The 25,079-nt window shown below is 60.8% G+C and carries 24 protein-coding genes; 14 read left to right on the top strand and 10 right to left on the bottom strand.

Translation table 11 applies throughout. The annotated features are described in order from the left end of the window. The first annotated feature begins 1 nt into the window (after position 1). Both VOI22_RS15785 and VOI22_RS15780 read left to right on the top strand, forming a co-directional pair. Complete coding sequence (locus tag VOI22_RS15785) at positions 2 to 802, top strand: transglutaminase family protein (protein WP_323797412.1); 801 nt, start codon at positions 2 to 4, stop codon at positions 800 to 802. A 26-nt stretch (positions 803 to 828) separates the two neighbouring features. Further along, positions 829 to 1,560: a proteasome-type protease gene (locus VOI22_RS15780; RefSeq protein ID WP_323797411.1), complete on the top strand. Its 732-nt coding sequence runs from the start codon at positions 829 to 831 to the stop codon at positions 1,558 to 1,560. 17 nt (positions 1,561 to 1,577) lie between these two features. On the opposite strand, the gene VOI22_RS15775 is transcribed toward VOI22_RS15780, so the two are convergent. From VOI22_RS15775 to VOI22_RS15765, 3 genes are all read right to left on the bottom strand, one after another. Beyond that, positions 1,578 to 2,048, bottom strand: coding sequence for an MOSC domain-containing protein (locus VOI22_RS15775; protein ID WP_323797410.1), 471 nt, complete (start codon positions 2,046 to 2,048; stop codon positions 1,578 to 1,580). Positions 2,049 to 2,203: 155 nt separating this feature from the next. After that, positions 2,204 to 4,411, bottom strand: a complete 2,208-nt coding sequence (locus VOI22_RS15770; RefSeq protein ID WP_323797409.1) for a xanthine dehydrogenase family protein molybdopterin-binding subunit — start codon at positions 4,409 to 4,411, stop codon at positions 2,204 to 2,206. 3 nt (positions 4,412 to 4,414) lie between these two features. After that, positions 4,415 to 4,873 carry a (2Fe-2S)-binding protein gene (locus VOI22_RS15765; RefSeq protein ID WP_323797408.1) on the bottom strand — a complete coding sequence of 153 codons (459 nt, stop codon included), beginning with the start codon at positions 4,871 to 4,873 and terminating at the stop codon, positions 4,415 to 4,417. Between the two features lie 138 nt (positions 4,874 to 5,011). Between VOI22_RS15765 and VOI22_RS15760 the strand changes: the two genes are divergently transcribed. Continuing rightward, positions 5,012 to 5,929, top strand: a complete 918-nt coding sequence (locus VOI22_RS15760; protein WP_323797407.1) for a LysR family transcriptional regulator — start codon at positions 5,012 to 5,014, stop codon at positions 5,927 to 5,929. Here VOI22_RS15760 and VOI22_RS15755 read toward each other — a convergent pair. Next, positions 5,926 to 7,143, bottom strand: coding sequence for a winged helix-turn-helix domain-containing protein (locus tag VOI22_RS15755; protein ID WP_323797406.1), 1,218 nt, complete (start codon positions 7,141 to 7,143; stop codon positions 5,926 to 5,928). The two genes, VOI22_RS15760 and VOI22_RS15755, sit on opposite strands and share 4 nt — an antisense overlap. Before the next feature lie 64 nt (positions 7,144 to 7,207). On the opposite strand from VOI22_RS15755, the gene VOI22_RS15750 reads away from it, so the two are divergent. Next, complete coding sequence (locus tag VOI22_RS15750; protein ID WP_323797405.1) at positions 7,208 to 7,615, top strand: VOC family protein; 408 nt, start codon at positions 7,208 to 7,210, stop codon at positions 7,613 to 7,615. After that, positions 7,602 to 8,873, top strand: a complete 1,272-nt coding sequence (locus VOI22_RS15745) for a TIGR04372 family glycosyltransferase (RefSeq protein ID WP_323797522.1) — start codon at positions 7,602 to 7,604, stop codon at positions 8,871 to 8,873. The genes VOI22_RS15750 and VOI22_RS15745 overlap by 14 nt, the downstream gene beginning before the upstream one ends. Positions 8,874 to 8,884: 11 nt before the next feature. Here the strand turns inward: VOI22_RS15745 and VOI22_RS15740 are convergent, their stop codons facing one another. From VOI22_RS15740 to VOI22_RS15730, 3 genes are all read right to left on the bottom strand, one after another. Then, the gene (locus tag VOI22_RS15740; protein WP_323797404.1) at positions 8,885 to 11,404 is read right to left on the bottom strand and encodes a hypothetical protein; all 2,520 of its coding nucleotides are present in this window, start codon (positions 11,402 to 11,404) and stop codon (positions 8,885 to 8,887) included. Positions 11,405 to 11,466: 62 nt separating this feature from the next. Then, on the bottom strand, positions 11,467 to 11,703 hold the full coding sequence (locus VOI22_RS15735) for a ribbon-helix-helix domain-containing protein (protein ID WP_323797403.1): 237 nt from the start codon (positions 11,701 to 11,703) through the stop codon (positions 11,467 to 11,469). A 192-nt stretch (positions 11,704 to 11,895) separates the two neighbouring features. Then, positions 11,896 to 13,533 carry a GMC family oxidoreductase gene (locus VOI22_RS15730; RefSeq protein WP_323797402.1) on the bottom strand — a complete coding sequence of 546 codons (1,638 nt, stop codon included), beginning with the start codon at positions 13,531 to 13,533 and terminating at the stop codon, positions 11,896 to 11,898. A gap of 182 nt (positions 13,534 to 13,715) precedes the next feature. On the opposite strand from VOI22_RS15730, the gene VOI22_RS15725 reads away from it, so the two are divergent. Genes VOI22_RS15725 through VOI22_RS15715 form a run of 3 tightly spaced genes read left to right on the top strand, consistent with a single transcriptional unit; the run spans position 13,716 to position 16,352 of the window. Further along, a complete protein-coding gene (locus VOI22_RS15725) occupies positions 13,716 to 14,738 on the top strand; it encodes an ABC transporter substrate-binding protein (RefSeq protein WP_323797401.1) in 1,023 nt (340 codons plus the stop codon). Between the two features lie 53 nt (positions 14,739 to 14,791). After that, the gene (locus VOI22_RS15720) at positions 14,792 to 15,559 is read left to right on the top strand and encodes an ABC transporter ATP-binding protein (protein ID WP_323797400.1); all 768 of its coding nucleotides are present in this window, start codon (positions 14,792 to 14,794) and stop codon (positions 15,557 to 15,559) included. Continuing rightward, positions 15,552 to 16,352, top strand: a complete 801-nt coding sequence (locus VOI22_RS15715) for an ABC transporter permease (protein ID WP_323797399.1) — start codon at positions 15,552 to 15,554, stop codon at positions 16,350 to 16,352. The genes VOI22_RS15720 and VOI22_RS15715 overlap by 8 nt, the downstream gene beginning before the upstream one ends. Positions 16,353 to 16,356: 4 nt before the next feature. Here VOI22_RS15715 and VOI22_RS15710 read toward each other — a convergent pair whose 3' ends face one another. After that, positions 16,357 to 17,190, bottom strand: a complete 834-nt coding sequence (locus VOI22_RS15710; protein ID WP_323797398.1) for a DUF547 domain-containing protein — start codon at positions 17,188 to 17,190, stop codon at positions 16,357 to 16,359. Between the two features lie 158 nt (positions 17,191 to 17,348). Between VOI22_RS15710 and VOI22_RS15705 the strand changes: the two genes are divergently transcribed. From VOI22_RS15705 to chrA, 4 genes are all read left to right on the top strand, one after another. Next, complete coding sequence (locus tag VOI22_RS15705) at positions 17,349 to 18,371, top strand: C45 family peptidase (protein ID WP_323797397.1); 1,023 nt, start codon at positions 17,349 to 17,351, stop codon at positions 18,369 to 18,371. A gap of 33 nt (positions 18,372 to 18,404) precedes the next feature. Beyond that, positions 18,405 to 19,607, top strand: coding sequence for an MFS transporter (locus VOI22_RS15700; RefSeq protein ID WP_323797396.1), 1,203 nt, complete (start codon positions 18,405 to 18,407; stop codon positions 19,605 to 19,607). A gap of 104 nt (positions 19,608 to 19,711) precedes the next feature. Next, complete coding sequence (locus VOI22_RS15695; RefSeq protein ID WP_323797395.1) at positions 19,712 to 20,212, top strand: disulfide bond formation protein B; 501 nt, start codon at positions 19,712 to 19,714, stop codon at positions 20,210 to 20,212. Between the two features lie 4 nt (positions 20,213 to 20,216). Further along, positions 20,217 to 21,449, top strand: coding sequence for a chromate efflux transporter (chrA, locus tag VOI22_RS15690; protein ID WP_323797394.1), 1,233 nt, complete (start codon positions 20,217 to 20,219; stop codon positions 21,447 to 21,449). Between the two features lie 6 nt (positions 21,450 to 21,455). On the opposite strand, the gene VOI22_RS15685 is transcribed toward chrA, so the two are convergent. Together VOI22_RS15685 and VOI22_RS15680 are read right to left on the bottom strand one after the other, a co-directional pair. Then, on the bottom strand, positions 21,456 to 22,049 hold the full coding sequence (locus VOI22_RS15685; protein ID WP_323797393.1) for an HNH endonuclease: 594 nt from the start codon (positions 22,047 to 22,049) through the stop codon (positions 21,456 to 21,458). 239 nt (positions 22,050 to 22,288) lie between these two features. Further along, entirely contained in the window at positions 22,289 to 22,942 is a 654-nt protein-coding gene (locus VOI22_RS15680) for an alpha/beta hydrolase (RefSeq protein WP_323797392.1), read from the bottom strand. 113 nt (positions 22,943 to 23,055) lie between these two features. Between VOI22_RS15680 and gluQRS the strand changes: the two genes are divergently transcribed. Next, positions 23,056 to 23,922: a tRNA glutamyl-Q(34) synthetase GluQRS gene (gene gluQRS, locus VOI22_RS15675; protein ID WP_323797391.1), complete on the top strand. Its 867-nt coding sequence runs from the start codon at positions 23,056 to 23,058 to the stop codon at positions 23,920 to 23,922. Positions 23,923 to 24,027: 105 nt separating this feature from the next. Beyond that, positions 24,028 to 24,885, top strand: coding sequence for a TauD/TfdA dioxygenase family protein (locus VOI22_RS15670; RefSeq protein WP_323797390.1), 858 nt, complete (start codon positions 24,028 to 24,030; stop codon positions 24,883 to 24,885). Positions 24,886 to 25,079 lie beyond the last annotated feature (194 nt).

Raw genomic sequence — 25,079 nt, 5'->3', positions numbered from 1 at the left:
CATGCGTCTCAGGATCTCCCACAGGACGAGCTATCACTATGATACGCCGGTCCATTTCGCACTCCAGCAGCTTCGCAAGACGCCGCGTTCGTCCCCTATGCAGTCGATTGTGAACTGGAATGTGAGTCTCGAAGGCGCCACTGAGGAGCTCAGCTTTACAGACCAGCACACCAATCACGTCATCCTGAGCAGTATCGAACCCGGTCAGAGCGAAATGACGATCCTCTGCGAAGGCGAAATTGACACGCACGAGACCCATGGCGTTCTCGGGTTCGAGGCGCAACATGCGCCGCTCTGGTATTACCGTCGCGAAACGCCCGCCACCTTCGTCGGGCCGGAAATACGAAAACTGCTGAAAGCTCTTGGCGAAGAGGAGTCCGATCTTACGCGGATGCATACACTCTCGGCCCTGATCCGCGACCGGGTCGCCTATGAGGCCGGCCGGACCGAGGTGACGACGACAGCGGAAGAGGCCTTGAAGGCGGGCCATGGTGTTTGCCAGGACCATACCCATATCTTCATAGCTGCTGCCCGAGAAATCGGCTACCCGGCCCGCTATATTTGCGGTTATCTGATGATGGATGACCGGATCGAGCAGGATGCGGAACATGCTTGGGCAGAGGTTTTCGTGACCGATATCGGCTGGGTGGGATTCGACGTCTCGAACGTCATCTCGCCGGATGAACGATATGTTCGTGTTGCCTGTGGTTTAGATTATAAGGAAGCGGCACCTGTGTCAGGAATGCGCTTCGGCGACAGCGCCGAATCATTCTCTGTCAGCTTGCAGGTGGAACAACAATAACCGCGCGTTCGGAGCACACTAAAAGAATGACCTACTGTGTCGGCCTTAGGCTGGAGAAGGGTCTCGTGTTCATGTCGGACACCCGCACCAATTCGGGTGTCGATAACATTTCCCAGTTTAAGAAACTGTTCACCTGGTCGAAGCCCGGTGAGCGTGTAATTACCATGATGACCGCCGGCAATCTGGCGACGACACAAACAGTCGTCAGCATGCTGGACGAACGCGCCAAGGCGCCCGAAGACCGCAGTCCGTCGATTCTGGACGCCCCGTCCATGTTCGATGTCGCCCGCCAGGTTGGCGAGCTGCTGCGCGACGTTATCCGGACCGCCTCCCCGACGGGAGAGCGTGCGGATTCCACCTTCGATGCGACGATCATGCTCGGCGGCCAGATCCGCGGCGGCGGCGCCCGTCTTTTCCTGATCTATCCGGAAGGCAACTTCCTGGAAGCCTCGAAGGACACCCCCTTCTTCCAGATCGGCGAGACCAAATACGGCCGCCCCATCATCCTGCGCGCGTTCGAGCCAACGATGACCGACGAGCAAGCCATCAAGCTTTTGCTCGTCTCCTTTGACTCGACCATAAAAGCCAATCTGTCCGTCGGCCTGCCGCTGGATCTGATGACCTACAAGGAAGACAGCTTCGAGGTCGGCCACGAGCATCGGATCACCGCGGATGACCCTTACTATCTGGCCATTTCACAGGGCTGGGGCGATGCGCTGAAAGATGCCTTCAACGCATTGCCGGACTTTCACTTCTAGGAGCTGGCGCGCCGGGATTACTCAATCCATTCGACAGCGTCACCCGGACGGATCACACCACCCTCGACGATCTCGCAATTGAGGCCAGAGCGGTTCAACAGCAGTTTGAACAGCTTCTTGCCCAGCAGATCGTCGAGATACTTGCAGGGCGTGTTCAGCCTGCCGCCATAGAGCACCGTCTCGCCGACCCGGAAGCGTTTGCCAACGAGATGGTTGAGCGGCACGCCCGTGACCGTGAGATTGCGGCGGCTTTCGACCGGGGTGAGTTCCATATCGTGGTCCCGCGCCAAGGCTGCCAGGGTCTCGCTCTCGATCAAGGTGACCTGACGGTCGGGAGCCGGTTTGTCCGAGTACGTGCCGGTCCCGAGGAAATAGCGGTCCCCTTCGATACCCTGCCCCGCGACGAGCTTTGCTTCTCGCAGCTCGGTCATGCTCTCCGCGCCCTTGGCGCAGATATGGATGTGATCGAGACGGCCCTTCCAAGACATGCACATGCTCCCCAAAATGCTCGCGGAAACGGTAGCATGAAATCACCTAGTACCGTCATCCCGGCTCGGTGGCCGGGATGACGATTATAAAGTGCATAGAAAAACCGCCGCCCGTTGCCAGGCGGCGGCTCACTTTATTCAGGTGAGGTATCCGATCAGGCCGACTTGAAGCCCTTGTCGAACGGCAGGGTACGCACCCGCTGTCCGGTTGCGCGGAACACTGCGTTGCCCACAGCCGGGCCGATCGGCGGAACGCCGGGCTCGCCAATGCCGGTCGGGCGTTCGGTGCTGGGCACGATATGCACCTCGACCTGCGGCATCCGGTCGATCCGGAGCGGCAGATAGGCATCGTAATTGCCCTGATCCACCACACCGTCGGTCAGAGTCAACTCTTCCTGAAGGACCGAGCCGAGCCCGAAACCAACACCGCCTTCGACCTGCGCCTTGATGACATCCGGATTGATCGGCGTGCCGACATCGACGGCGGCGACCACCCGGTGCACGATCACTTCTCCATCCTCGACCGAGACCTCGGCCAGCTCCGCCACATAGGAGTGGAAGCTCTCATGCACGGCGACGCCCCAGTGGTGGCCTTCCGGCAGCGGCTTGCCCCAGTCAGCCTTTTCCGCCGCCAGCTTCAGGACGCCCGCATGGCGCGGATGATCTTTCAACAAGTCTAGGCGGAACTGCACCTGATCGGCACCGATCTCGGCAATCACTTCGTCGAGGAACATTTCGGTTGCATAGGCCGTGTGGGTGGAGCCGACAGAGCGCCACCAGAGCACCGGAATCCCCACATCCGTGGTGGTCAGTCCAACACCAAGATTTGGGATGGCATATGGCAGGGTGGAAGAACCTTCGACGGAGGTGGCGTCGACACCGTCCTTGATCAGTCCGGCGAAGGGACCGCCCGCAACGATGGACTGGCCGACAATATGGTTATCCCAGGCCACCAGCTTACCATCCGCGTCGATCCCGGCACGCAAACGGTGGACATAGGCCGGACGATAGCGTCCGCCCCGCGTATCGTTCTCACGGGTCCACTGCACCTTCACTGGCGCCTTCCAGCCGATCGCCTTGCCAATATTGACCGCTTCGAGGATCACATCCGCATCCGGCGTCGCCCGCCGGCCAAAGCCACCGCCGGTCTTCATGATGTGCATGCGCACTTTCGACGGATCCAAACCGGCAGCCTTGGCCGCCATCTGCTGATAGAAATCCGGCATCTGGTGACCGCCCCAGATTTCCAGATCGCCATCCGCATTCATATGCACCGCTGCATTCAGCGGCTCCATGGCGGCATGAGCGAGATACGGAAACTCGTAGGTCGCCTCCAGTACCTTGGCGGCCGAAGACAGCGCCGCCTCCGGATCACCGTCCGTCCGGGCAACCGCCGTCGGGGCCTTCGTGGCCAGGGCGTGATACTCGGCCATGATTTCGGCCGAACCACGCGTCTCCGCCTTGCTCTCATCCCAAGTGACTGTAACGAGGTCTCGGCCCTTCAGCGCGGACCACATATCCGTCGCCACCACCGCGACGCCCCGGTCGATGGCGACCACATCGGTAACGCCTTTCAACGCCTTGGCTTCATCCGCATCGAAGCTGGCAACAGTCGCACCGAATTTTGGCGGGTGGATCATTACGGCGGTCAGCATGCCGGGCAATTTCACATCGATGGTGAAATCCTGCTCGCCTCTGGTCTTGCCGACGCGGTCGAACCGCTTCAGGTCCGGATTGCCGATCTCCGTCCACCCGGACGGATCTTTCAGTGCGATCATGTCCGGGATCGTCAGGTTTGCGGCGGCTTTCGCGAAAGCTCCGAAACCGGAGGACTTGCCGGAACCAACATGGGCGATGATGCCCTTGCTGACAGTGATCTCGGAGGCCGGAACATTCCATTCCTTCGCGGCAGCCTCGACCAGCATCATCCGTGCGGCGGCACCGGCCTTGCGATACCGGTCCCAGGAAGATGCCATCGAGGTAGAGCCGCCGGAGCCCTGGAACCCGCCGCCCCACATGACATTGCCGTAATGGGTGACATTGCCGGAAGCGCCCTCGACCTTCACCTGCGCCCAATCTGCCCCAAGCTCCTCAAGAACCAACGTTGCGACGCCATGATAGGAGCCCTGGCCCATATCAAACTGCGAGGAATAGATGGTGACGGTGTCGTCTTCGGAAATCGCGATATAGGCCGCAAGATTACCGCCCTGTTTGGACGGTTCAGTCGCCGCGAGACCGGCCAGCGGGCGATAGCCGATGGCGAGCCCTGCCGAGGTGGCGGCGGCGGATAGCAGGAAGCCTCGCCGAGAGACCGGTTCGGCCTTCACGCGTTCGGCAAGTGCATTGAGTTTATGGACCAGCATCGATCAGGCCTCCAGACGGTCGGCGGCGACATGGATCGCTGCACGAATGCGTTGGTAGGTGGCGCAGCGGCAAAGATTCCCGCTCATAGCCGCGTCGATATCGTCATCCGTCGGCTTCGGCGTTTCCGCCAGCAGCGCGGCCGCCGACATGATCTGTCCGGACTGGCAATAGCCGCATTGCGGCACGTCCAGTTCCGCCCAGACTGTCTGCACTGTCTCGGCAACTTTGCCCGAGACGCCCTCGATGGTGGTAACTTTTGCCCCGTCGATATCGCCGAGGAAAGTCTGGCAGGAGCGCACTGGCGCCCCATCGACATGCACGGTACAGGCTCCGCACTGCGCCAGCCCGCAGCCGAATTTCGTACCGGTCAGACCGGCATGGTCGCGGATTGCCCACAGCAACGGGGTATCCGCATCGGCATCGAGCTGATGCTCGGTGCCGTTCAGATTAAGTGTTATCATTTTTCAGCTCTCCCACACGCGCGAAAGCTCGCCGACGCATACCCGCGCCGCTTTCGTCGCCGTTGGAAAAGAGATAGGTGCAGCCGCGAAAAAGACATCCGCCCTTGAACTGCAAGGATTGTGCAATATTTTTCAGCAATGCAAAGAGACATACTCCCCCACCTTCCCGTCGTCCTCGCCGTTGCCCGGCGCGGCGGGTTCGCCGCCGCCGCCAAAGAGCTCGGAATGAGCGCCTCGGCAGTCAGTCACTCGGTGCGATTTGTCGAGGACCGGCTCGGCCTGCCGCTCTTCGCCCGGACGACGCGCAGCGTGTCCCTCACCGACTGGGGACAATTGCTGGTCGATACCACCGGCCCTTCTATTTCCGGCATCGACGAAGCGCTGGAGCGGCTGAAATCGGCTCAGGGAAAGGTTTCCGGGCTATTACGCCTGACAGTCGCGCAACCCTTCGTTCCGATGGTGGTCACACCGGTCGTCAAGGAGATGCTGCCGCGCTATCCCGACCTGAGGATCGAGATAGCCGTCGACAAACGGCTGGTGGATATCGTCGCCGAAGGGTTCGATGCGGGTATCCGGCTCGGCGGCTCCATTGAGCAGGACATGAAGGTCTTCCGGCTTAAACCGCCCTTCCGGACCATCGTCGCGGCATCCCCGTCCTATATCGAACGATACGGCAAACCGACATCGATTGAAGATCTCGCGAACCACAATTGCATGTCCTACCGAAATTCCTCGGGCGGCATGTATGACTGGGAGCTGGAATCCGGCACCGGCGAAGTGCGCGTCCCCTCCAACGGCAATCTTGTTCTGAACGATCTGACGATCGGCCTTGATTTCGCGCTCGAAGGACTCGGTATCATCTATATTTTCGAGCCCTGGATCGAGGATGAACTGGCGGATGGCAGCCTCGTGGAGCTGCTCCCGGAAGCGTCCGTCGAGGAGACCGGCCTGTTCCTCTATTTCCCGGAACGCGCTGGCAATAATCCAAAACTGCGCGCCTTCATCGACACGGCGAAAACGGTCCTGAAGCGCCTGGACCATGCCACGATGGACTAGAGCGCGACGTCGAAGCCGTCTCCTTCCGCCCGCTCCAGCCCGAGATATTTCACCCACCGCACCAGCTCTGCCTCCATCCGCGCCTTGCGCTGAGCTGTAAGGCTGAGGCGCGGCTCAAGCCAATGCTTCTGCACGCGCAGAACACCGGCGCTCCGGTCCGCCTTCATGTCGATCCGTCCAACCAGCTTGTCGCCTTCCAGCATCGGGAAGACGTAGTAGCCATATTCCCGCTGCGCCTCGGGCACAAAGACCTCGATCCGGTAATCGTATCCGAACAGGCGCTGCAAACGCTTACGGTCGCGCAGCGCCGGATCGAACGGGCTGAGGAACCGGATACGGCCGGGCGGGGTCGGCGCGCCTGCCATCAGGTCGAGCGCATCGGGCCGGGCCAGATGCTGCCGCAGGCTACCGTCCGCATTCTCCACCTCTACCGAAATAGCGGTTTCAGCAGTCTGCTGTTCGGCCCAGGATTTCGCCTCCGCAGGAGAGATCGCGTCCCAGTAGGCGGCAAGTTCCCCCGGTGTGGCGAACCCAAGCCGTTCCAGAGCGGAGCGGCAGGCCCAGTCGATGAACTCCGCGTCATGCACCACCGGGTCAAAATGCTCCGCCGGCACCACATTGGAGGCAATATCGTAGACCTTCTGAAAGCCTTCACGAGCCGAGACCGCCAGCTCTCCCGTACGCCAGAGATGTTCGAGCGCGGATTTCGACGGCTTCCAGCCCCACCAGGCCTTGTTCTCGTCGCTCCCGTCGTGATGGCTCTCCCCCACCGTCAGATCTCGGGACCGGACCGGGCCGTTCTCGATAATGTGGGCGCGAATCCGGGCGCAGGTTTCCTCGTAATCCTCCCCGAGCCTTTCCCGCCACCAGTCCCGGCTCATCAGGCGTGCGCGGGTGCGGGAGAATTTCGGTTTCCAATAGCGGTAGAATTCGACCGGGATCACCGAGGCATCATGCGTCCAGTTCTCGAACAGGGTGCGCTCCCGCTCGATATGGTGATGCAGCCATTCCGGTTTGTACGCTGTCGCCCGGGAAAACAGGATGTGATGATGCGCCCGCTCCACGGTGCGGATACTGTCCACCTGCACGAAACCAATACGATGGATCAGCGCCGGCAGGTCCTTACGCCGGAATGGTCGGCCGGGAGAGTCCGATAGCGCGTGCAGATTGAGAAACAGACGCCGCGCGTCGCGATTGGGTATGATGTCGGCCATGAGGTAAGCTTCTTCCGAATTGCCCTACCGGATCGAAACATAACGTGAACAAAAAGGAAAGCCCATGGCGCTCAAGACGCTCGATCACGTGAACCTCCGGACAAAAAACCTCGACGCCATGATCGCATGGTACGGCCGCGTCCTCGACATGCATCCGGGCGACCGTCCGCCCTTTCCGTTCCCCGGCGCCTGGCTTTACGCCAACGGCGCCGCGATGGTGCATCTGGTCAGCGTAAAGGACGACCCTGCCCCCTATCGCCCCGACGCGCAGCTGGAACATTTTGCGATTTCCGCGGATGGACTGAGCACTTTCCTGGCGCATCTGCGGGAGCAAAATGTTGCCTACCGCTGCGGCGTGCTGCCGGAAATGGGAATTCAGCAGGTGAACATCCACGATCATGACGGCAATCATATCCACGTCGACTTTGCGCCCGGGGAAGAAGCTGACCTGATTGACTATGATGGCCGTTAACGAGCCTAACCCCGACATTTCAGACCTGCTGACCCTTCTGTCCTCTCCACAATTCGATGACAGGTTGCGCGGCCTCGTGCAGCCATATTTGCGAAAGGGCGCACGCAGTTTGGTCGCCACTCTTCCGCTCGCGCGGCATATCGGGCATCTGGGCCCGGAACCTCATTATCTGAAGACAATGTTCGGAAGCATGTACGAGCAGATCGTGCTGATCACACCGCCAAGAAGTGACGCCGGGATCAATCAGAGTTTGTTCGATCTGCTTGCGAAGCAATTCACGATCATCGAGACCGACGACAAGCTCGTGCTCTATTCGTCACTGCTCAATCAGGGGCTCGTACAGAAAGGACCATACGATTTATATGCCGCACATATTTTGCGGTTTTACAGAGATTATGGAATGGAGCGCTGGACCCACGGGCCGTCGTTTCTTTCCATGGACGAGCAATTACTGGAACGCGGCTGGCATTGGCTGAACCGGCTCGGCATTGAAGCCGGGCGCCGTTTCATCCTTCTCCATGTCCGGGACGTGGAGCACGTATCCAACCCGGTCAACAGACGTGAAGGTGTGATGCGCGCCGCGTCGCTGGAGAATTTCCTCCCCGCCATCGAATGGCTGACACAACAGGGGTTCCCGGTTTTCCGCATTGGCAGCAAGGATGACCCATTGTTGAATACCGGGAGTGGTCTTGTCTTCGACGTGCCCCATCTGGATGACCACGAAGACTGGATGGATGTCTTCCTCTGCGGGCAGTGTTTCCTGTCAATCAATTGCCAATCCGGACCGGAAGGCCTGGTCCGCGCCTTCGGACGGCCGAGCCTGACGACAAACCTGATCCCGACCATTTTCGGTCATCATCTGCCGGGCGATCTGTTCCTCTATAAACCGCTCATCGAAACCGGTGCTTCAGCACCTCTCACCTATCAGCACATTCTGGAGCGTGACCTACCGATCACCCTCAATTCAACACCTCTGCCCGACGCACAATTTTATCAGGATGCGGGAATCGCTCCGATGGAGAATTCAGGTCGCGCCATAGAACTGGCGACGATGGAAATGATCGGACGGCTCGAAAACGGGACGGAAAGCCGGACATCGGAAATGAAGGAGCGTTTTCTCGCCCGGAGCATGTCCTATCAGGCACGACTGAACGGCAATCAGTACGCTAGATCGCGCGGGCTCGATCTTTTCACCCATGCTCTCGGCTGGGGCTCACTGGCCGACGCGCAATTGGATCAGGTTCCAGATTTCGTCTAAATGCCCCCGTCTCAGGGCATATGGCGCCCGGAAATCCAACGTAGCCGTTCTCCTCGCAAGGCAGCGTCATAGGCTTCAGGGAAAAACTCTTCCAGCTCCCGGACGCAGGCCTGATTTTCGAACAGTTCGTGTTTTCTTGCCTCGATTTTCGCGACGACTTTGGCCCGCCATGCCGGGTCGGTGCCGCAAGCGAGCGTGATACGGACGTAATCATCCGGCGTGTCCGCAACCAGCTCCATCACATCGATGGCCTTCAGCCAGCCAATCGTCATCCTGCCGCGCACATAATCCGCCGGCAGGGTAATCGGCGGGATACCGAGGCCGAGCGCTTGGATGGTTGTGTTACCGCCGCAGAAATGAGTGGTGTCGAGCATCGCGGCGCTGTGTTTCAGCAAGGCGTAATAATCGAGTTTCGGTAGTCGCCCGACCCAGTGGATGCGCTCCGTCAGATCGCCGAGCGTCTCCGACAGGCGTGCCTCAAGCTGCCGGTTCCGAGTTTCTTGCCGGTCTTTCAACAGCACGAGCATACCGTCCGGATCGCCCTCCAGAATACCTTTCAGGATGGCATCGAAATCCGGATGGAACTTGAACAGGGTCTGCGGACAGAAATAGAGCGTCTGGTCCTCCGGCAGGCCGAAGGCTGAAAGCGTCTTGTCCGGAACCTCAGGCAATTCCGGATAGCAGAGCGGGATATCCTTCACCCTGATCGGCATTTCCGTGTAATGCGCTTCCGCGCCGTCAATTTCCTGCAATGCGCTGCAGACGAAATAATCCATATGCGGCAGGCCGGTCGTCACCGGATGGCCCTGCATGACACATTGCACAGGGGCAAACCGCGCAAACCCGAGATAGTAGCTGAGCGGTTCCATCCCGATATCGCCGAACACCAGGACGTCCAGCTCCAGGGCCGCGATATCGCGTTGCGCCTGGAAAAGATCCTCCTCGATCCGTGTATATCCCGCCGGCGTCTGGCCCGGCGGGAAGATATCGACATCCTGTTCCGCCATGGTGCTGATCAGATGCACTTCGAAGAGCGCCGAATCGAGATTGCGGATGATGCCTTCGCTGATGAACTTGACCGAGTGATCGTAGAAGAATTTCGACAGGAAACCGATCTTCAGTCTGCCGCCAGTGCGCGGTTTTGGCGCCCGGCAATGCGGCGCAATGAAACCGAGAGGTGGGCAGAGCGCAAGATACGTCTCGGCGATCAGCGTCTGCAGATCCCTGTCGTTCCGGCCATGGTAGGCGAGATAGAAGTTCGGGCGGCCAACCTCTTTCAGAGGATCGGCGATCAGCAAACCGGAGCGTTTGATCGCCTGCATCCGGCGTTCGATATCCGTCCGTATCGTATCGATTTCAGCTTCGGAGCGCAGGATGGTGGGGAAGGTCATCGCCCGTTTCATCGCGAGGCCGGCATCGTCCGGTGCAATCCGGAGCGCGTGGTCGTATGCAGTGGCAGCGGCTTCCATGTCGGTCATGTCGAACAGAAGTGCCGCGTGGTTCTTGATCGCAGGAAGCAATTCCGGAGAAATCGTGCGGGCCCGTCCGTAGGCGAAATTCGCCTCGCTAACAGCACCGGCCTGCTTCAGCATCACTCCCCGGTCATTCCATTCCATTGCATCGGCAGGATCGAGCAGTAGTGCCCTTCTGTGCCCCGCAATGGCGGCCTCTTTCTCACCGCTGGCAAAACGGGCGAGCGCCAAGGCGGCATATGCTTTCGCATCTGCAGGAAGAGCGGTCAGCGCCTGCGCTGCAAGGTCGCGCGCCTTGGCGGGACTTCCGTGCAGAGCCTCGATACGCGCTCCGAGAAGCAAAGCATCAGGCCAGCCCGGAGCGATCGCAAGAGCGCGCCCGCATTCACGGCTAGCGGCGTTGTTCTGACCAATCAGATCGAGAATACGGGCCGCATTGAAGACCGCGTCGAGATCCGCCGGGGCGAGGCATTGGCTCCGCCGGAAAGCAGTCACGGCTTCAGCATGCGCGCCCCCTTGCCCAAGACAATGAGCCAGCAACAACTGCAGCCGGGAGGAAGCCGGAAAACGCCTGACAGCATCCTCCAGAATAAACTGGGTGTCTTCGGCCCCGGCCCTGAAAGCAATCTCACCGAGCCGCTCTGCCTGCTCGACCTGCAGGCTTCCATCAGCCAAAAGCCGGCGGCCACTGCTCAGAACGTCAGCATGCAGACCAGCGGCGTGAGCAACGTCAAAGAGGAAGGCCAGAGCTTCCTGATTACCGGATTCTCCGGATCGCCGAAGAGGCGGGACGGCCTCCCCGACCGCGCCACGACGCAATCTGAGCCGGGCAAGATTGATCGCCGGATCGGCCAGCTCCGGTTCCATTTCATGGGCACGCGCCAGCACTGTCTCAGCCTCATCCGCACGGCCGCATCCGTCCAGCGCAATGGCAAGCAGGTTACTCGTCGCCGCATCCGGCCCGTCTTCAAGAACGGAACGGTAGCCAGCAATCGCGCGGGTCAGATCGCCCGCATGATGTGCGGATTTGGCCTCAGCGAGGAGAGGAGAATTCGTCATGCAACAATGATAACGGGTCTGGCGCAGAGCGCCACATTCCGATCATTCGGGCACAAGAGGGGTCAGTGGATGGGGTCGGTGTCTTCCGCCTTGGTGCGGAAATGCTCAAGCAGGAACATCCGGACAGCAGCCGTCCGGCTCATCTCGGGGAAAGCCTTCTCGGCATCGGTCACGATGGAATCGATGCACAATTCACGGTCATGCGCGCACTCTTCCAAGGCATCCCAGAAATCTTCTTCCAGGATGATGGAAGTCCTATGCCCCGCATAAACGTTCTTGCGTGATTTTGAAGAGCTCATGCTGCCCCCGTTAAAATCCAACGCCATGGTTAATTCCCGTGAATACTAAGACAAGTTGTATGCGTTCAACAATCCGTATGATCTGGAAATCAAGAAAAACACGGAACTTATTAATTCTTGATTAACATCCAATCCCCAAAAAGCCCGTGACTCCGCAAAAACACAACCAATAGGGCGGGATATTCAGTCATTTCAATCTTTAAGGGATATAGGTTCTGCTGTTGGATTACCCAGGATCAGATCCGCAGCCTTCTCCCCGATCATCATGGTCGAAGCATTCAGATTTGCAGACGGCATGGTCGGCATGATTGACGCGTCGACAACCCTGAGATTTTCCATACCCCTAACCCGAAGCTGATCGTCCACCACCGCTGTCGGATCGCTGTCCGGGCCCATCCGGCAAGTCCCCATCAGATGGAAGGTTGTGGTGCCCCGCTCGCGGGCGGCGGCCAGCAGCTCATCGTCGCTCTGCACGCCCGGTCCGGGATAGAGTTCGCCGTCGAAATAGGGCTGCAACGGTTCAGTCTGTAACAAGCGCCGGGCGAGCTTCATGCCCGAAAGCAGCACCTGCCGGTCCGTCTCGTCCGCCAGATAGTTTGGCTGGATCACCGGGGCCTCGAACGGATCAGCGTTGCGGGCACGGATATAGCCGGTGCTCTCCGGCCGTTGCTGCCAGGAAGCGATAGTCATGCCCGGCAGATCGTCCAGCTTCGACTGCACGCCGTGCTTGTAGCTGGCCGGCGTGAAGGTGAATTGCAGGTCGCTGTTCCGCGCCGTCTCGTTCGAATGCCAGAAGCAATAGACCAGCGTCGGGCTGAGGCCGAGGATGCTTTTCTGGCCGGTGAAATACTTGAACACCTCGCCCCAGAGCCGCGGCCCGCGGGCCAACTCGTTGATGCTGCCTGAATTCTTGACCCGGGCGGTGAAACGCGGTGCGTAATGGTCCCGCAAATTCTCGCCAACGCCAGGGAGTGCATGCTGCACATCAATACCGAGACCGCGCAGCAACTCCGGATCACCGACGCCAGAAAGCTGCAGCAGTTGAGGTGAATTCACCGCACCGCCGGACAGGATCACCTCGCGCCGGGCGAAGACCTCCGTCTCGATCCCGTGCCGACCGCCTTCGGAATAACAGATACCTTTGGCACTCTTGCCTTCGAACAGAATTCTCGTCGCATGCGCATTGGTCTTGACGGTCAGGTTCTTGCGTTTCATCGCCGGACGCAGATAGCCGCGCGCCGTACTCATCCGGCGGCGGCCGTAGATCGTCCGCTGGGCGTAGGAAACGCCCTCCTGGATCTTGCCGTTGTAATCCTTGTTGTGCGGAATGCCGAGGCTCTCGGCTCCCTTGATGAAGGCGTCGCAGAGCGGGTGCTGCCAGTCAATGTCCGTCACCGCCATGTTTCCCTCGCGGCCCCGGAACGTATCCTCGCCCTCGCCTATGCGATGTTCGGTCCGCTTGAAATAGGGCAACACGTCTGCGTACCCCCAACCCCGGTTTCCGCGCTGGGCCCAGCCGTCGAAATCGAGACGCTGGCCACGATTGTAGATGTGCCCGTTGATGGAGCTGGAGCCGCCGAGTGTCTTGCCGCGCGGCGCCGCGATGGAACGGCCGCCCGTCCAGTAGCTCGGCTCGCTCTCGTAAAGCCAGTTCACCGAGGGATCGACCAGCGTCTTCATGAAACCGGCCGGAATATGGATCATCGGATGGTAGTCCGGCGGGCCTGCCTCAAGCAGGCATACGGTGACGGACGGGTCCGCACTGAGCCTGTTAGCGAGCACACAACCGGCAGAGCCGGCGCCGACGATCACATAATCAAAGCTGGTCATTGAAGGGCGTTTCCAGGAGTGGGAAGAGCGTTTCCAAGGGTTGGTTAATTAGCTCTATCATTGCGCAAGCTTAGTCGGTTGCGCAATTTGGTTTCCTCATGGAGCCGAACCGACTAAGAGAAAGTCCATGTCACCTGGCGGTTTTTGCGCTGCTATTCAAAAGAAACTCGGGAGGATCAGAGATGAAGCATCTCTTCTCGCGCCGCGCCATGATGGCGGGCGTCACCGCACTCGGCATTATGGCCGGGACGTTCGGAACGGCCGTTGCCGCCGACAAGATCACCGTCGGGGCGCTCCGCTTCACCTCGCACTCGGGTGGCTTTGTCGCCTTTGAGAAAGGCTACTTCACCGAGCAGGGTCTCGAAGTCGAATTCAAATACTTCCAGGCAGCTCAGCCGATGGCCGTGGCGATTGCCTCGGGCGACGTCGATTTCGGCGTGACCTCGATCACCGGCGGTCTGGTCAACCTGGCCGACAAGGGTGCCGTGAAAGTGATCGGCGGCGTTCTGCAGGAAGAAAAGGGCATTGACGGCTCCGCCATTCTCGTCGGCACCGCTGCCTATGAGGCTGGTCTGACCAGCCCGGACAAGCTCGCGGGCCATAGCCTTGGCATCACTCAGACCGGCTCCTCCTTCCACTACATGGCCTCCCAGGTTGCGGCGAAGGAAGGCTTCGATATCTCGAAGATTTCCCTGAAGCCCCTGCAGAAGGTCGGCGCCATTATCGGCGCGCTGAAGTCCGCCCAGGTCGACGCCATGATCATCGTGCCGCATATCGCCAAGCCGCTGCAAAAGGGCGGTGCCGCGAAGATCATCGGCTGGATCAATGCATATGACGACTATCAGGTGACCACCGCTTTCACCTCCGCCAAGAACGCCGCCGAGCGTCCGGAGCTGGTGAAGAAGTTCGTCGCTGCCTACGCCAAGGGATCGGCCGATTTCAACGCCGTCATGGTCGACAAGACCAAGGGCGATGCGGCCATCGAAGAGATGACCAAGCTGATCCACAAATATGTCTATGCCAGCCGGCCCTACGAGAAAGCCGCGCCGTCGATCAAGAACGGCGCCATGCGGCTGCAACCGGGCCTCAAGCTGAACCTGACCAACGTGAAGAAGCAGCTTGCCTGGTTCCAGAGCGAAGGCCTGGTCGGCAAGGACATCGCGATCGACACGCTGGTCGACCCGAAATTTGTCGAAACCTACTGATCCGATGCGCCCGGCTCCGCTGAGCCGGGCGCAAACGGACGCCGCGAGCAGCCATGCAACTGACACTGAACGGCATCAGCCACCGCTATGGCGGCATGCCGGTTCTGAGCGACATCGACCTCGAAATCCCCGCCGGTGAGATCGTCTGTATCGTCGGCCCGTCAGGCTGCGGAAAATCGACCCTGTTGCGCCTGATCGGCGGCCTGGAACGCCCGGACGAAGGCTCTATCCTTGAGCATGGCGCCCCACCGGCCGACAGCCTCAACCCGCTGACCTATATCTTTCAGGATTTCGCCCTGTTGCCCTGGCGCAGCGTTGCCGGAAACGTCTCTCTGGTGCTGGAAGATCACGGACTCGGCAAGGCGGAAGCCGATGCGATCATTGATGACGTGCTGGCGCGCACCAAGCTCTCCGATTTCAAGGCCGCCCTGCCACGCCAGCTTTCCGGCGGCATGAAGCAGCGGGTGGCCATCGCCCGCGCTCTCGCCGTCCGCCCCGCTGTGCTGCTGATGGACGAGCCGCTCTCGGCACTGGATAGCCAGACCCGTGAGTTGCTGATGGATGATCTTGTCAGCCTCTGGTCGAAGACGCCTTTCACCGCCGTTTATGTCACCCACAATCTTAACGAGGCCGTTCGCCTCGGGCACAAGATCGTCGTGCTGTCCCGCCGCCCGGGGCGCATCCGGGAGACCGTCTCCATCGACATGCCGCTCACCGAGCGCGCCGCGCGCGTGGGCGAACTTGCCACCAAGCAGGAACAGCTCTGGTCCCTGATCCGCGACGAAGCGGCTGCCGCCGACATGGAGCTGATCGATGCCTGAGACCTCCACACCGCAACCCGTCCCGTTCCGTGGCGGCGGCTTCAACCCGCGCCCGCGCACCTTGTTCGGTCTTGCCGTCATGGTAGTCCTGATCGCCGTCTGGGAGACCGGCTGCCGGACAGGCATCATTCATCCGCTTGTGCTACCCGCGCCGAGCGAGGCCGCCACGGCCTTCATGGAACTACTCGACAGTGGCTTGCTCTGGACACATCTCGGCGCCTCGCTCTCGCGCCTGGTAATCGGGTGGACGGCAGGCACCATTCTCGGCATCGCCGTAGGGTTCTCCATCGGTCTGTTCTCTCTCGCCCGCGCCGGGTTCGTCCCCCTCGTCGCCGCCATTTTCCCCATTCCGAAGATCGCACTGCTGCCGCTGTTCATCATCTGGTTCGGCATCGGCGAAGGCTCAAAGGTTGCCACCATCCTGTTCGGCACCTTCTTCCCAACCGTGGTCGCGACCTATGGCGGGGTCGACAATGTGGACCGGGGCCTGATCCGCATGGGCCAGTCCTTCGGGCTTTCCTGGTTCTCCATCGTCCGCAAGATCATCCTGCCAGGCGCCCTGCCCGCGATCCTGCCGGGCTTCAGGATTTCCGCCGCCATCGCCATCGTGCTGCTGGTCGCGGCTGAAATGATCGGCGCGGAGTTCGGTGTCGGGGCTTACATCCTGATGGCCGGCAGCCTGATGGCGATGGACCAGCTCATTGCCGGCGTCGCCATCCTCTCGACCATCGGCCTTACCGTGTCCTGGATCATCGGCCGGGCGGAAAAAGCGTTGCTGCGATGGCGGGTCTGAAACCTCAAGGCGCCCGAGTGCCGTTCAGGCGCCAGTCGTAATCGTCTCCGGCGATCCGCGTGACCGTCGCCAAGCTTGCCGTGAGTTCACCTTTCGCATACTCCCGCAAATGCGCGATGACACCGGCATCAGTGCCGCCGAAATCCGCTTCGAACCAGTCGTAGATGCTGGATACCCGAAGGCCACCATCCTCGATCCGGGAACCACGCGGATGGTTGATGAAGGCGATCGCCGCCTCGTTCAGGAAAGCCTCTGCGTTCTCAACCGTCATCGCATACGGCTGCAGGTTCGGACATCCGACGGAGGCGCAGTTCACAGCATAATGGATACGCGGGTCGCGCCAGACCGGACGCAGGATGCGGTGCTCGATATCGTCGAGCGAAACCTCTTCGCTTTCCAACGTGACCAGCTTCTTCCCCCACGGCCCGTCGGCGAAAAAGCCGGGTGATATGTCGATGTCTCGGATCGAGGCGACCGGGTAATGCTCAAGCACCACGCGAACGGTCAGCGCGTTGTAGAGATTGACCCAGAACGGAAGCTGTTCGGCCCGTGAGAGGGATCGCACCGATATCGCCGCAAGGGCGTCAATATATCCATCCAGAGCCTTCCGATCAGCCGCCGTGACCTCGTCATAAGCAACCCGGTTTATACCGTCACTTCCGGGCCGGACATATTCTCCAAGGAACCAGTCCCAGGCCGAATGATCCGCAACGATATCGCTGGCCGGGTCATGCACCGCCCAGACATCCCATAGCTCAGCCTTGGGCGCCGCTCCGGCCGGTGCGCTCCAGATCGCTATGACGGCAAACAGTGCCGCAGCCCGCGTCAGAAAACTCATGCCTGCACACTCCGTTCAACCATCTCGATCAGCACCTCTGGATTTGGATGACAATGTGCGTATGGTATTGCCTCGCGGCAATGTCCCGCGCCTCACCTTCCTTCACATCGCCGTAAAGCGCTCGGCGCAAAGCACAAAAACGACAGAACGAAATGACCATGGCAATGGACCAGATCTCCCTTCGCGGCTCCTCCTACGACCTCGGATACGGCCTCGGAAAACAAGCGGCAAAAGCCATCGCGGAGGCCTCGTTTGCTACACCGCAATTCCAGGCGCTTGAACCATGGCTCGGCTCGGAGCGTCTGAAGGGCCTCGAAGCCGCCGCCCGAAACGCCTTTCCGGAGTATGTCCGGGAAATAGAAGGCATCGCGGACGGTGCCAGCCAGCCCTTCGAGAAGGTTTTTCTTTGGAACTGCCGGGGTGACCTCAGGGATCTGGTGCGCAGTGACGAGGATGCCTGCACCAGTCTGATGCTGCCCGCCGAAGCGGGCCGCCCGGCCACGCTCGCTCACAACGAGGATGGCGCTCCGGAACTGGCGGGGCAGGGTTTCATCGCCCATTTCGAGCCGGAGACCGGCCCTGCTTTCTCCGCCTTCTGCTATCCAGGCATGCTGCCGGGCCATGCCTTCGGCTGGAACGCGGCGGGCATTGTCCAGACGATCAACAATATCCGCCCGCATGACCTCACCGTCGGCATTCCCCGGCATGTCATCACCCGCGCGGTGTTGTCCGCCACAACACTTGAGCAGGTACTGGAAATCGTCGGACGCGACGACCGGGCCTCCGGTTTCCATCACAATTTCGCGGACGGCAGCGGACGGATGATTTCAGTCGAAGCCCCGGCAAGCGGAATGGTCGCTCTGGAAGTGACTGAGCCACATGCTCACGCCAACCATCTGGTCCGGCCCGCTCTCGCGACTATCGACCAAACCGTCTCAGACTCTTCCCGCGAACGGCAGGCCCGCGCGGACGCGATGCTGCTCGCCGGAGAGCGCGATGCTCTGACAATCCTGTTCGACCGCACGGTCCAGGAATTCCCCATCCTGTGCCGAGGAGAGCATGATGCGAGTGACAGCTACACGCTCGCGACCTTCTCATGCACTTTTGGCGCGACCGGTATGGAATGGGCAGTGCATCACGGACCGGACCGCAATCCGGTAGCGTCAGGCACAGTCTCCTGACACAAGGCCACACTATGGAAAACCGGTAACCGTATGCGCCTCGACAAACCAATCGCTCTGCTCGCCGTTGCGGAAACCATCGTCTGGGCTGGCCTCTATTACATCTTCCCGGCCCTGCTGGTGCATTGGGAGGCCGATCTCGGCTGGTCGAAGACAGAGCTGACCGGCGCCTTCACCGCGTCCATCGCCATGACTGCACTCTGCTCTCCGCTGGTTGGCAATCTGGTGGACCGGGGACATGGCGCAACGGTTCTCAGCGGCGGAACGCTGATCGGCGGCATCCTGATTGCCTTGCTTTCCTTCGTTGATAGCCTGCCGGTCTTCTACGCCGTCTGGTGCGGCCTCGGCATGGCCATGTCCGCCTGCCTCTATGAGCCCTGCTTCATGCTGGTCACCCGGACCCGGGGCGTCTCCGCGAAACGCGGCATTACCTTGATCACTCTGATGGCCGGATTCGCCGGAACGGTCTCGTTCCCGACCGCGCACGCGTTGGTCGCCTTCGCGGACTGGCAGCTCGCGGTTCAGGTCGCCGGGGCTGCCGTCTGCCTCGTCGCACTGCCGCTGATGATCGTGGGTACACGCGAGCTGGAACGCACCAGAACAACCCATGTGCCTCCACCTGCAGCGAGCTCCGGCGCACATGCTGCCTTGCAGCCGAAGAAATCCACCTTCCTCGCCAACCCGACCTTCTGGCTACTCGCCATCGGCTTTTCCATGATGGCGATTTCCCACGGTGTGGTCATCAACCACCTGCTGCCATTGCTGAAGGAACGGGGTGTCGATGCCGCCATCGCCGTCGCTGCCGCCTCCATGATCGGCCCGATGCAAGTCCTAGGCCGGGTGGTGATGATGTCAGTCGAGCGCTTCGTCTCCAACTTCATCGCCATGTGCTATTGCTTCCTCGCCGTTGCCGTTGCCTGCGTCTTGCTGATCGGCGCCGGCTCCCTGCCGATCCTGCTTGTCGGGTTTGTCTTCCTGCAGGGCAGCGGCTACGGGCTGACCAGCATCATGAAACCGGTCGTCACCCGGGAAATCATGGGCGAGACCAATTTCGGATCCATTTCCGGTACAATGGCGCTGCCCTATCTCGCCTGCTTCGCGGCTGCACCGTTCCTCGGTTCCCTGTTCTGGGAGATCGGCGGCTACGATTTCGCGCTCGAAGTGGTCGTCGGCACGTCGATCATCGGATTTCTCTGCTACTTGCGGGCGGCCGTGCGGGCCGGGAAAACCGCTTGAAGCCCCGGTAACGGCGACGGGACTTGACCTCCTCCGCTGGGGCGATAGAACCGACGGAAGCATCCGCCGAACTGCCGGGGAACGTGGCCATGGAGACCGGGATTGTGAGACCTTCGATCGGAACCCTTCCGGCCTGGTTGGTTCCTGCCGGACTTGCCGCTTTCGCCTCATCCATGCTCGGCGGCGCCTTTGCCTTCCAGTATCTCGGCGGCCTCGCCCCGTGCGTTCTCTGCCTCTATCAGCGCTATCCACACGCGGCGGCAATTATCCTCGGCCTGATCGGACTTGCCCTTGTCCACCGCGCACCGCAGGCCGCGCGGTTGCTTTGCGTACTGGGTGGGCTGGCCCTGCTCACCAGCGCCGGGATCGGGCTTTTCCATGTCGGCGTCGAACATCTCTGGTGGGAAGGTACCGCCGAATGCGGCGCGACATCGATGCCGGACAGTCTGGAAGCGCTGAAGGCACAGCTCATGAACCAGCCGATCGTCCGCTGCACGGACATCGCCTGGGAAATGTTCGGCATCTCAATGGCTGGCTACAATTTCCTGCTTTCCGCCGCTGCGGGCTGTCTCGCCATCGCACTTAGCCTGCCGCGCCGGGCCTGACAGCATGAGCGTACAACCAAAGAAACACGCACCAGACTGCAACTCCTGGCTCGAAATCCTGATGATTTTTCTGAAGCTCGGCTGCACCAGCTTCGGCGGCCCGGTTGCTCATATCGGCTATTTCCGCACCGAGTTCGTCGAGCGCCGGAAATGGTTCAACGACGGGACCTATTCGGAACTGGTGGCGCTTTGCCAGTTTCTGCCCGGCCCGGCCAGCAGCCAGGTCGGCTACGCCATCGGCCTTCTGCGCGGCGGCCTCCCCGGTGCGCTGGCTGCCTGGGTCGGCTTCACCCTGCCGTCGGCTGCTCTGCTGATTGCTTTTGCCTATGGCGTCAACATCGCGGGTGGAGCGGAAGGCCAGGGCTGGCTGCATGGCCTTAAACTGGTCGCCGTCGCCGTGGTAGCCCAGGCCGCATTGCAGATGGGGCGTTCCCTCTGCCCCGACGCCCCGCGCGCAACCCTTGCTGTCTGTGCCGCCGCATTCATGCTTATCGCTGCGCCTGCCTACGGCCAGTTGCTGGTGATTGTTGCCGGAGCCATTGCCGGACTACTGTTGCTGAAGTCCGATGAAGAAGCCCCGACCGGGACCGCCATGAAGCCGGGGATCGGCACAAAGACCGCGCTGGCGCTCTTCACCCTGTTCGCCGCCCTGCTTGTTGGCCTGCCGCTGCTGGCCTCAGAGTCCGGCCATCCACTGCTCCAGCTCACCGATATCTTCTACCGGGTCGGCGCGCTTGTTTTCGGCGGCGGCCATATCGTTCTGCCGATGTTGCAGGCGGAGATCGTGCCGCCAGGCATCATCGACAACGACGCGTTTCTCGCGGGCTACGGCATGGCCCAGGCCGTGCCGGGACCGCTCTTCACATTTGCCGCCTACCTCGGCGCAGTCATCGCCCCGCCTGGCAGTGAGATTCCCTATGCTCTGGCAGCGCTGGTTGCGATCTTCTTCTCCAGCTTCCTGCTGGTCCCAGCGGCTCTCCCGTTCTGGGCCAAGCTGAGAAGCAGCAACAAGGCGTACGCGGCCCTGCGCGGCGTCAATGCAGCAGTCGTCGGCCTCATCCTTGCGGCGCTCTACAATCCGATTTTCACTGGTGCGGTGGCATCACCGGCAGACTTCGCCCTGGTTGCCGCGGCCTATCTCGCGCTGGCGGCCTGGAAGCTGCCGCCCTGGCTGGTCGTGCTGCTCGGCGCGCTGGTGGGATGGGGCGTCTGGGATCTTCTCGGTCTGGTCGGATAGGCCGGATCAGAAACCCGGGCGGGTTTCGAACGCGTCCTGCTCCAGCTCGCTGTCCCAGTAGAGATAGTCACGCCAGCTTTCATGCAGATAGTTCGGCGGGAAGGCCCGGCCATTTTCCTGCAGCAGATAAGTCGACGGCTGCACCGGTTTCACGATCGGCATGAAGCCGCGCGGCGAGGGCATCTTGTTGCCCTTGTGCAGATTGCAGTAACCGCAGGCGGTCACCACGTTTTCCCAACTGGTCCTGCCGCCGCGCGAGCGCGGGATCACATGATCGAAGGTCAGATCCTGTGTCGGGAAGCGAGTATCGCAATACTGGCAGCTGAACCGGTCCCGCAGGAACACATTGAACCGTGTGAAGGCCGGGCGCCGGGATTGCGGCACGAACTCCTTCAGCGCGATCACACTCGGCAGCTTCATCTCGAAGCTCGGAGAGCGCACCACGTGATCGTATTCGGAAAGAATATTCACCCGATCCAGGAACACCGCCTTGACGACGTCCTGCCAGGACCAGAGAGACAGAGGGAAGTAACTGAGCGGTCTGAAATCAGCGTTCAGGACGAGGGCCGGAGAGGGATGAGCAGCTGATAGGGCGTTCACGCGTTTCTCTCCGTCCTGCCGAGGAATTACCGACTAGGAAACTGACGAGGGCGCGCCAAGCCCGGCCACAATATGTTGTGGGGTATAACGATGTTCATTTCTCGTCGACCTCAATTTCCAACGCTTTGTGCTCCAGAAGCACCCGATTGATATCAATATATTGTTACGGTTTTTCGAACTTGTCACCGGAGAAATTACCGGCCTCTTCCCGGATCGCGGGAAAGCCTTGTCGCCTGCCGCTATTGAGGTAGCACACGCTGCAGAAAGGCAAGCCCCCGGCCCAGCCCTTCTTCGTCAATGCCATGGCCCAGCCCCGGACGGGACTGCGATTCGACCTCGATGCCGACAGCCTGCAACGCTGCCTCGGCAGCTGGCATTGCCGCATGCGGCACAACCTCGTCCGCCAGACCATGGATCAGCGAAACAGGCGGTTTTCCGACAGTTTCTTCAGCCAGCAATCCACCCGCGACAAGGGCACCGGAATAACCGAGCACACCGGCGGGAGCCTGTTTCAGGCGGGGCGCCACATGCAGGGACATCATGGTGCCCTGGGAGAACCCGACAAGTGCCAGACGGTCCCAACCAAGCCCTGTACGGGCCAGCTCACCGACCAGGAAATTCTCAAGGATCGGCGCGGCCTGCCGCACGCCTTCGAGCATGACTTCCTCGGTCCGGACTTGCAGACTGAACCATTGCCGGCCGTATGGCGCCATGTCGCAAGGGTATGGCGCGTTCGGGGAGACGAACTCGACATGCGGCAGATGCGGCGCCCAGACCGGCGCAAGGCCGATCAGATCGTTACCGTCAGCACCAAGTCCGTGCAGCAGAACCACCAGCGCCGTCGGGGCTTCAACGCTCGCAGCCGCCATGCGCGGCCCGTCAAGTTCGGTCATCTCCATCTCCCATGTTCTATCGCGGGAGACCGGTTTCGCTCCCTCACCTGCTACGCTACCTATATCAGGAACCGTGCCCCGCCAAGCTTGGAGGCTTCGCTCTGTCTTCTTCGTTGCTGTTTCCAGACGGCACGCCGCCTCTTGTCGGCACCGTCACCCGTTTCGCGCCGTCACCGACCGGTGACCTTCATCTCGGCCATGCTTACTCGGCCCTGTTCGCATCAGACCTGGCAGCACGCGACGGCGGCACGTTCCTGTTACGGATAGAGGATATCGACGTCACCCGCTGCCGGCCGGAACATGAGGCGGCCAATCTGGACGATCTCCGCTGGCTCGGCCTGTCCTGGGCGGAGCCGGTACGCCGCCAATCGGAACATTTTGATTTTTACCGGACAGCCCTCGATCTACTGGAAGAGATGGGGCTGCTCTATCGCTGCTTCCTGTCACGACGCGAGTTGAACGAGACGCTCTCGGCGCCACACGGCGCTCCGACAGAGGCTCCCACGGACACCGACACGCTGCTCACCAAAGCCGAACGCCAGCGCCGCCTCGACTCCGGCGCGCCCTTCGCGCTCCGGCTGCGGATGACCCGCGCGCTTGAACGGACCGGGCCGCTCGTCTGGACGGACCGGCAGCGCGGCACGCAACAGGCCCGCCCCGAAATGTTCGGCGACGTGGTGCTTGCCCGGCGCGATATTCCGACGAGCTATCATCTCGCGGTGACGCTCGACGATGCGCTGCAGGGCATCACTCTGGTCACCCGGGGCGAGGATCTGCTGGACGCAACGCATGTTCACCGATTGCTGCAGGCCCTGCTCGGCCTGCCCACACCCGACTACCAGCATCACGGGTTACTGCGGGACGAGGATGGCAAGCGGCTCGCCAAAAGGGACCAGTCCATCGCCATCCGGGATTTGCGTGCGGCCGGGCACAGCGCCAGTGAAGTGTGCGCCATGGCTCGCAACCAAGTCTCCGACTGACGCCCATTCGGAACCTTCGAATGGTTGAACAGGCCACTTGTCGCCGACCATCTCCGTGGGATTAAATTGCAGTAACGAAAAAGAATAACCACACGGGAGGAAGAGATGGCTCAGTCCAGACTGGCGCAGCAGACGCTCGACATCAGACCGGTAGCCGGCGCCATGGGCGCGGAAATTCATGGCATCGATGCCTCCCGAGAGCTTGATGACGGCACTGTCGCAGCCCTCCGCAAGGCGCTGCTCGATCACCTGGTGATCTTCCTTCCCGCCCAGACATTGACGCCGGAGCAGCAGCTCCGTTTCGCGCGCCGCTTCGGCGACCCTCTGATCTATCCCTTTGCAAAAGGGTTGGATGAGTTCCCGGAGATCACCCCAATCCTGAAAAAAGAAGACGATCAGTATAATTTTGGCGGGGTCTGGCACTCGGACACGGTCTACCAGGACACACCGCCCATGGGCACGATGCTCTATGCGCGGGAGCTGCCGCCTTTTGGCGGCGATACGCTCTTCGCCAACCAGTATCTTGCCTATGAAGCCTTGTCCGACGGCATGAAAGCGCTGCTTGCCCCATTGAAAGCGTTCAACATCTCAGGCAAGCGCAAGGTGCAGCGGACACGAACGCACATGATGGACCGCGCCTCGGCAGGACTGACGGGAGACGAGTTCGAATCATGTCATCCGGTGATCCGGACGCACCCCGAGACCGGGCGAAAAGCACTCTATGTAAATGTCGCCCATACGGTCCGGTTCGACGGCATGACCGAAGAGGAAAGCGCTCCCATTCTGGAGTTCCTGTTCGAGCACCAGATCCAGCCCGAATTCACCTGCCGGTTTCGCTGGTCAGAGGGTGCTGTCGCCTTCTGGGACAACCGTGCGGCGATGCACTATCCAGTGAACGATTATCATGGATATAGACGCCTGATGCACCGGATCACACTCGCTGGCGACCGTCCGTTCCAATAAAGCAATAGCTTAGGTAATCGCCACCCCAAACTAGATAAAATTTCACTAAATCCACCACTAAATCATGTAGCTAAAGCGCACGAATGCACTTAGTCTTGTGATGTGGCGGCGAAGAAATAGCTGTCGGTACCATGCTCAAAATGGGGGAGGGCATGGCCGATTTTGTTCAGATAAACCATCCGGGAACGACCACA

The sequence above is a fragment of the Nisaea sp. genome (assembly GCF_034670185.1).
Taxonomy (GTDB): Bacteria; Pseudomonadota; Alphaproteobacteria; order Thalassobaculales; family Thalassobaculaceae; genus Nisaea.
This window is presented reverse-complemented; position numbering and strand designations above follow the sequence as displayed.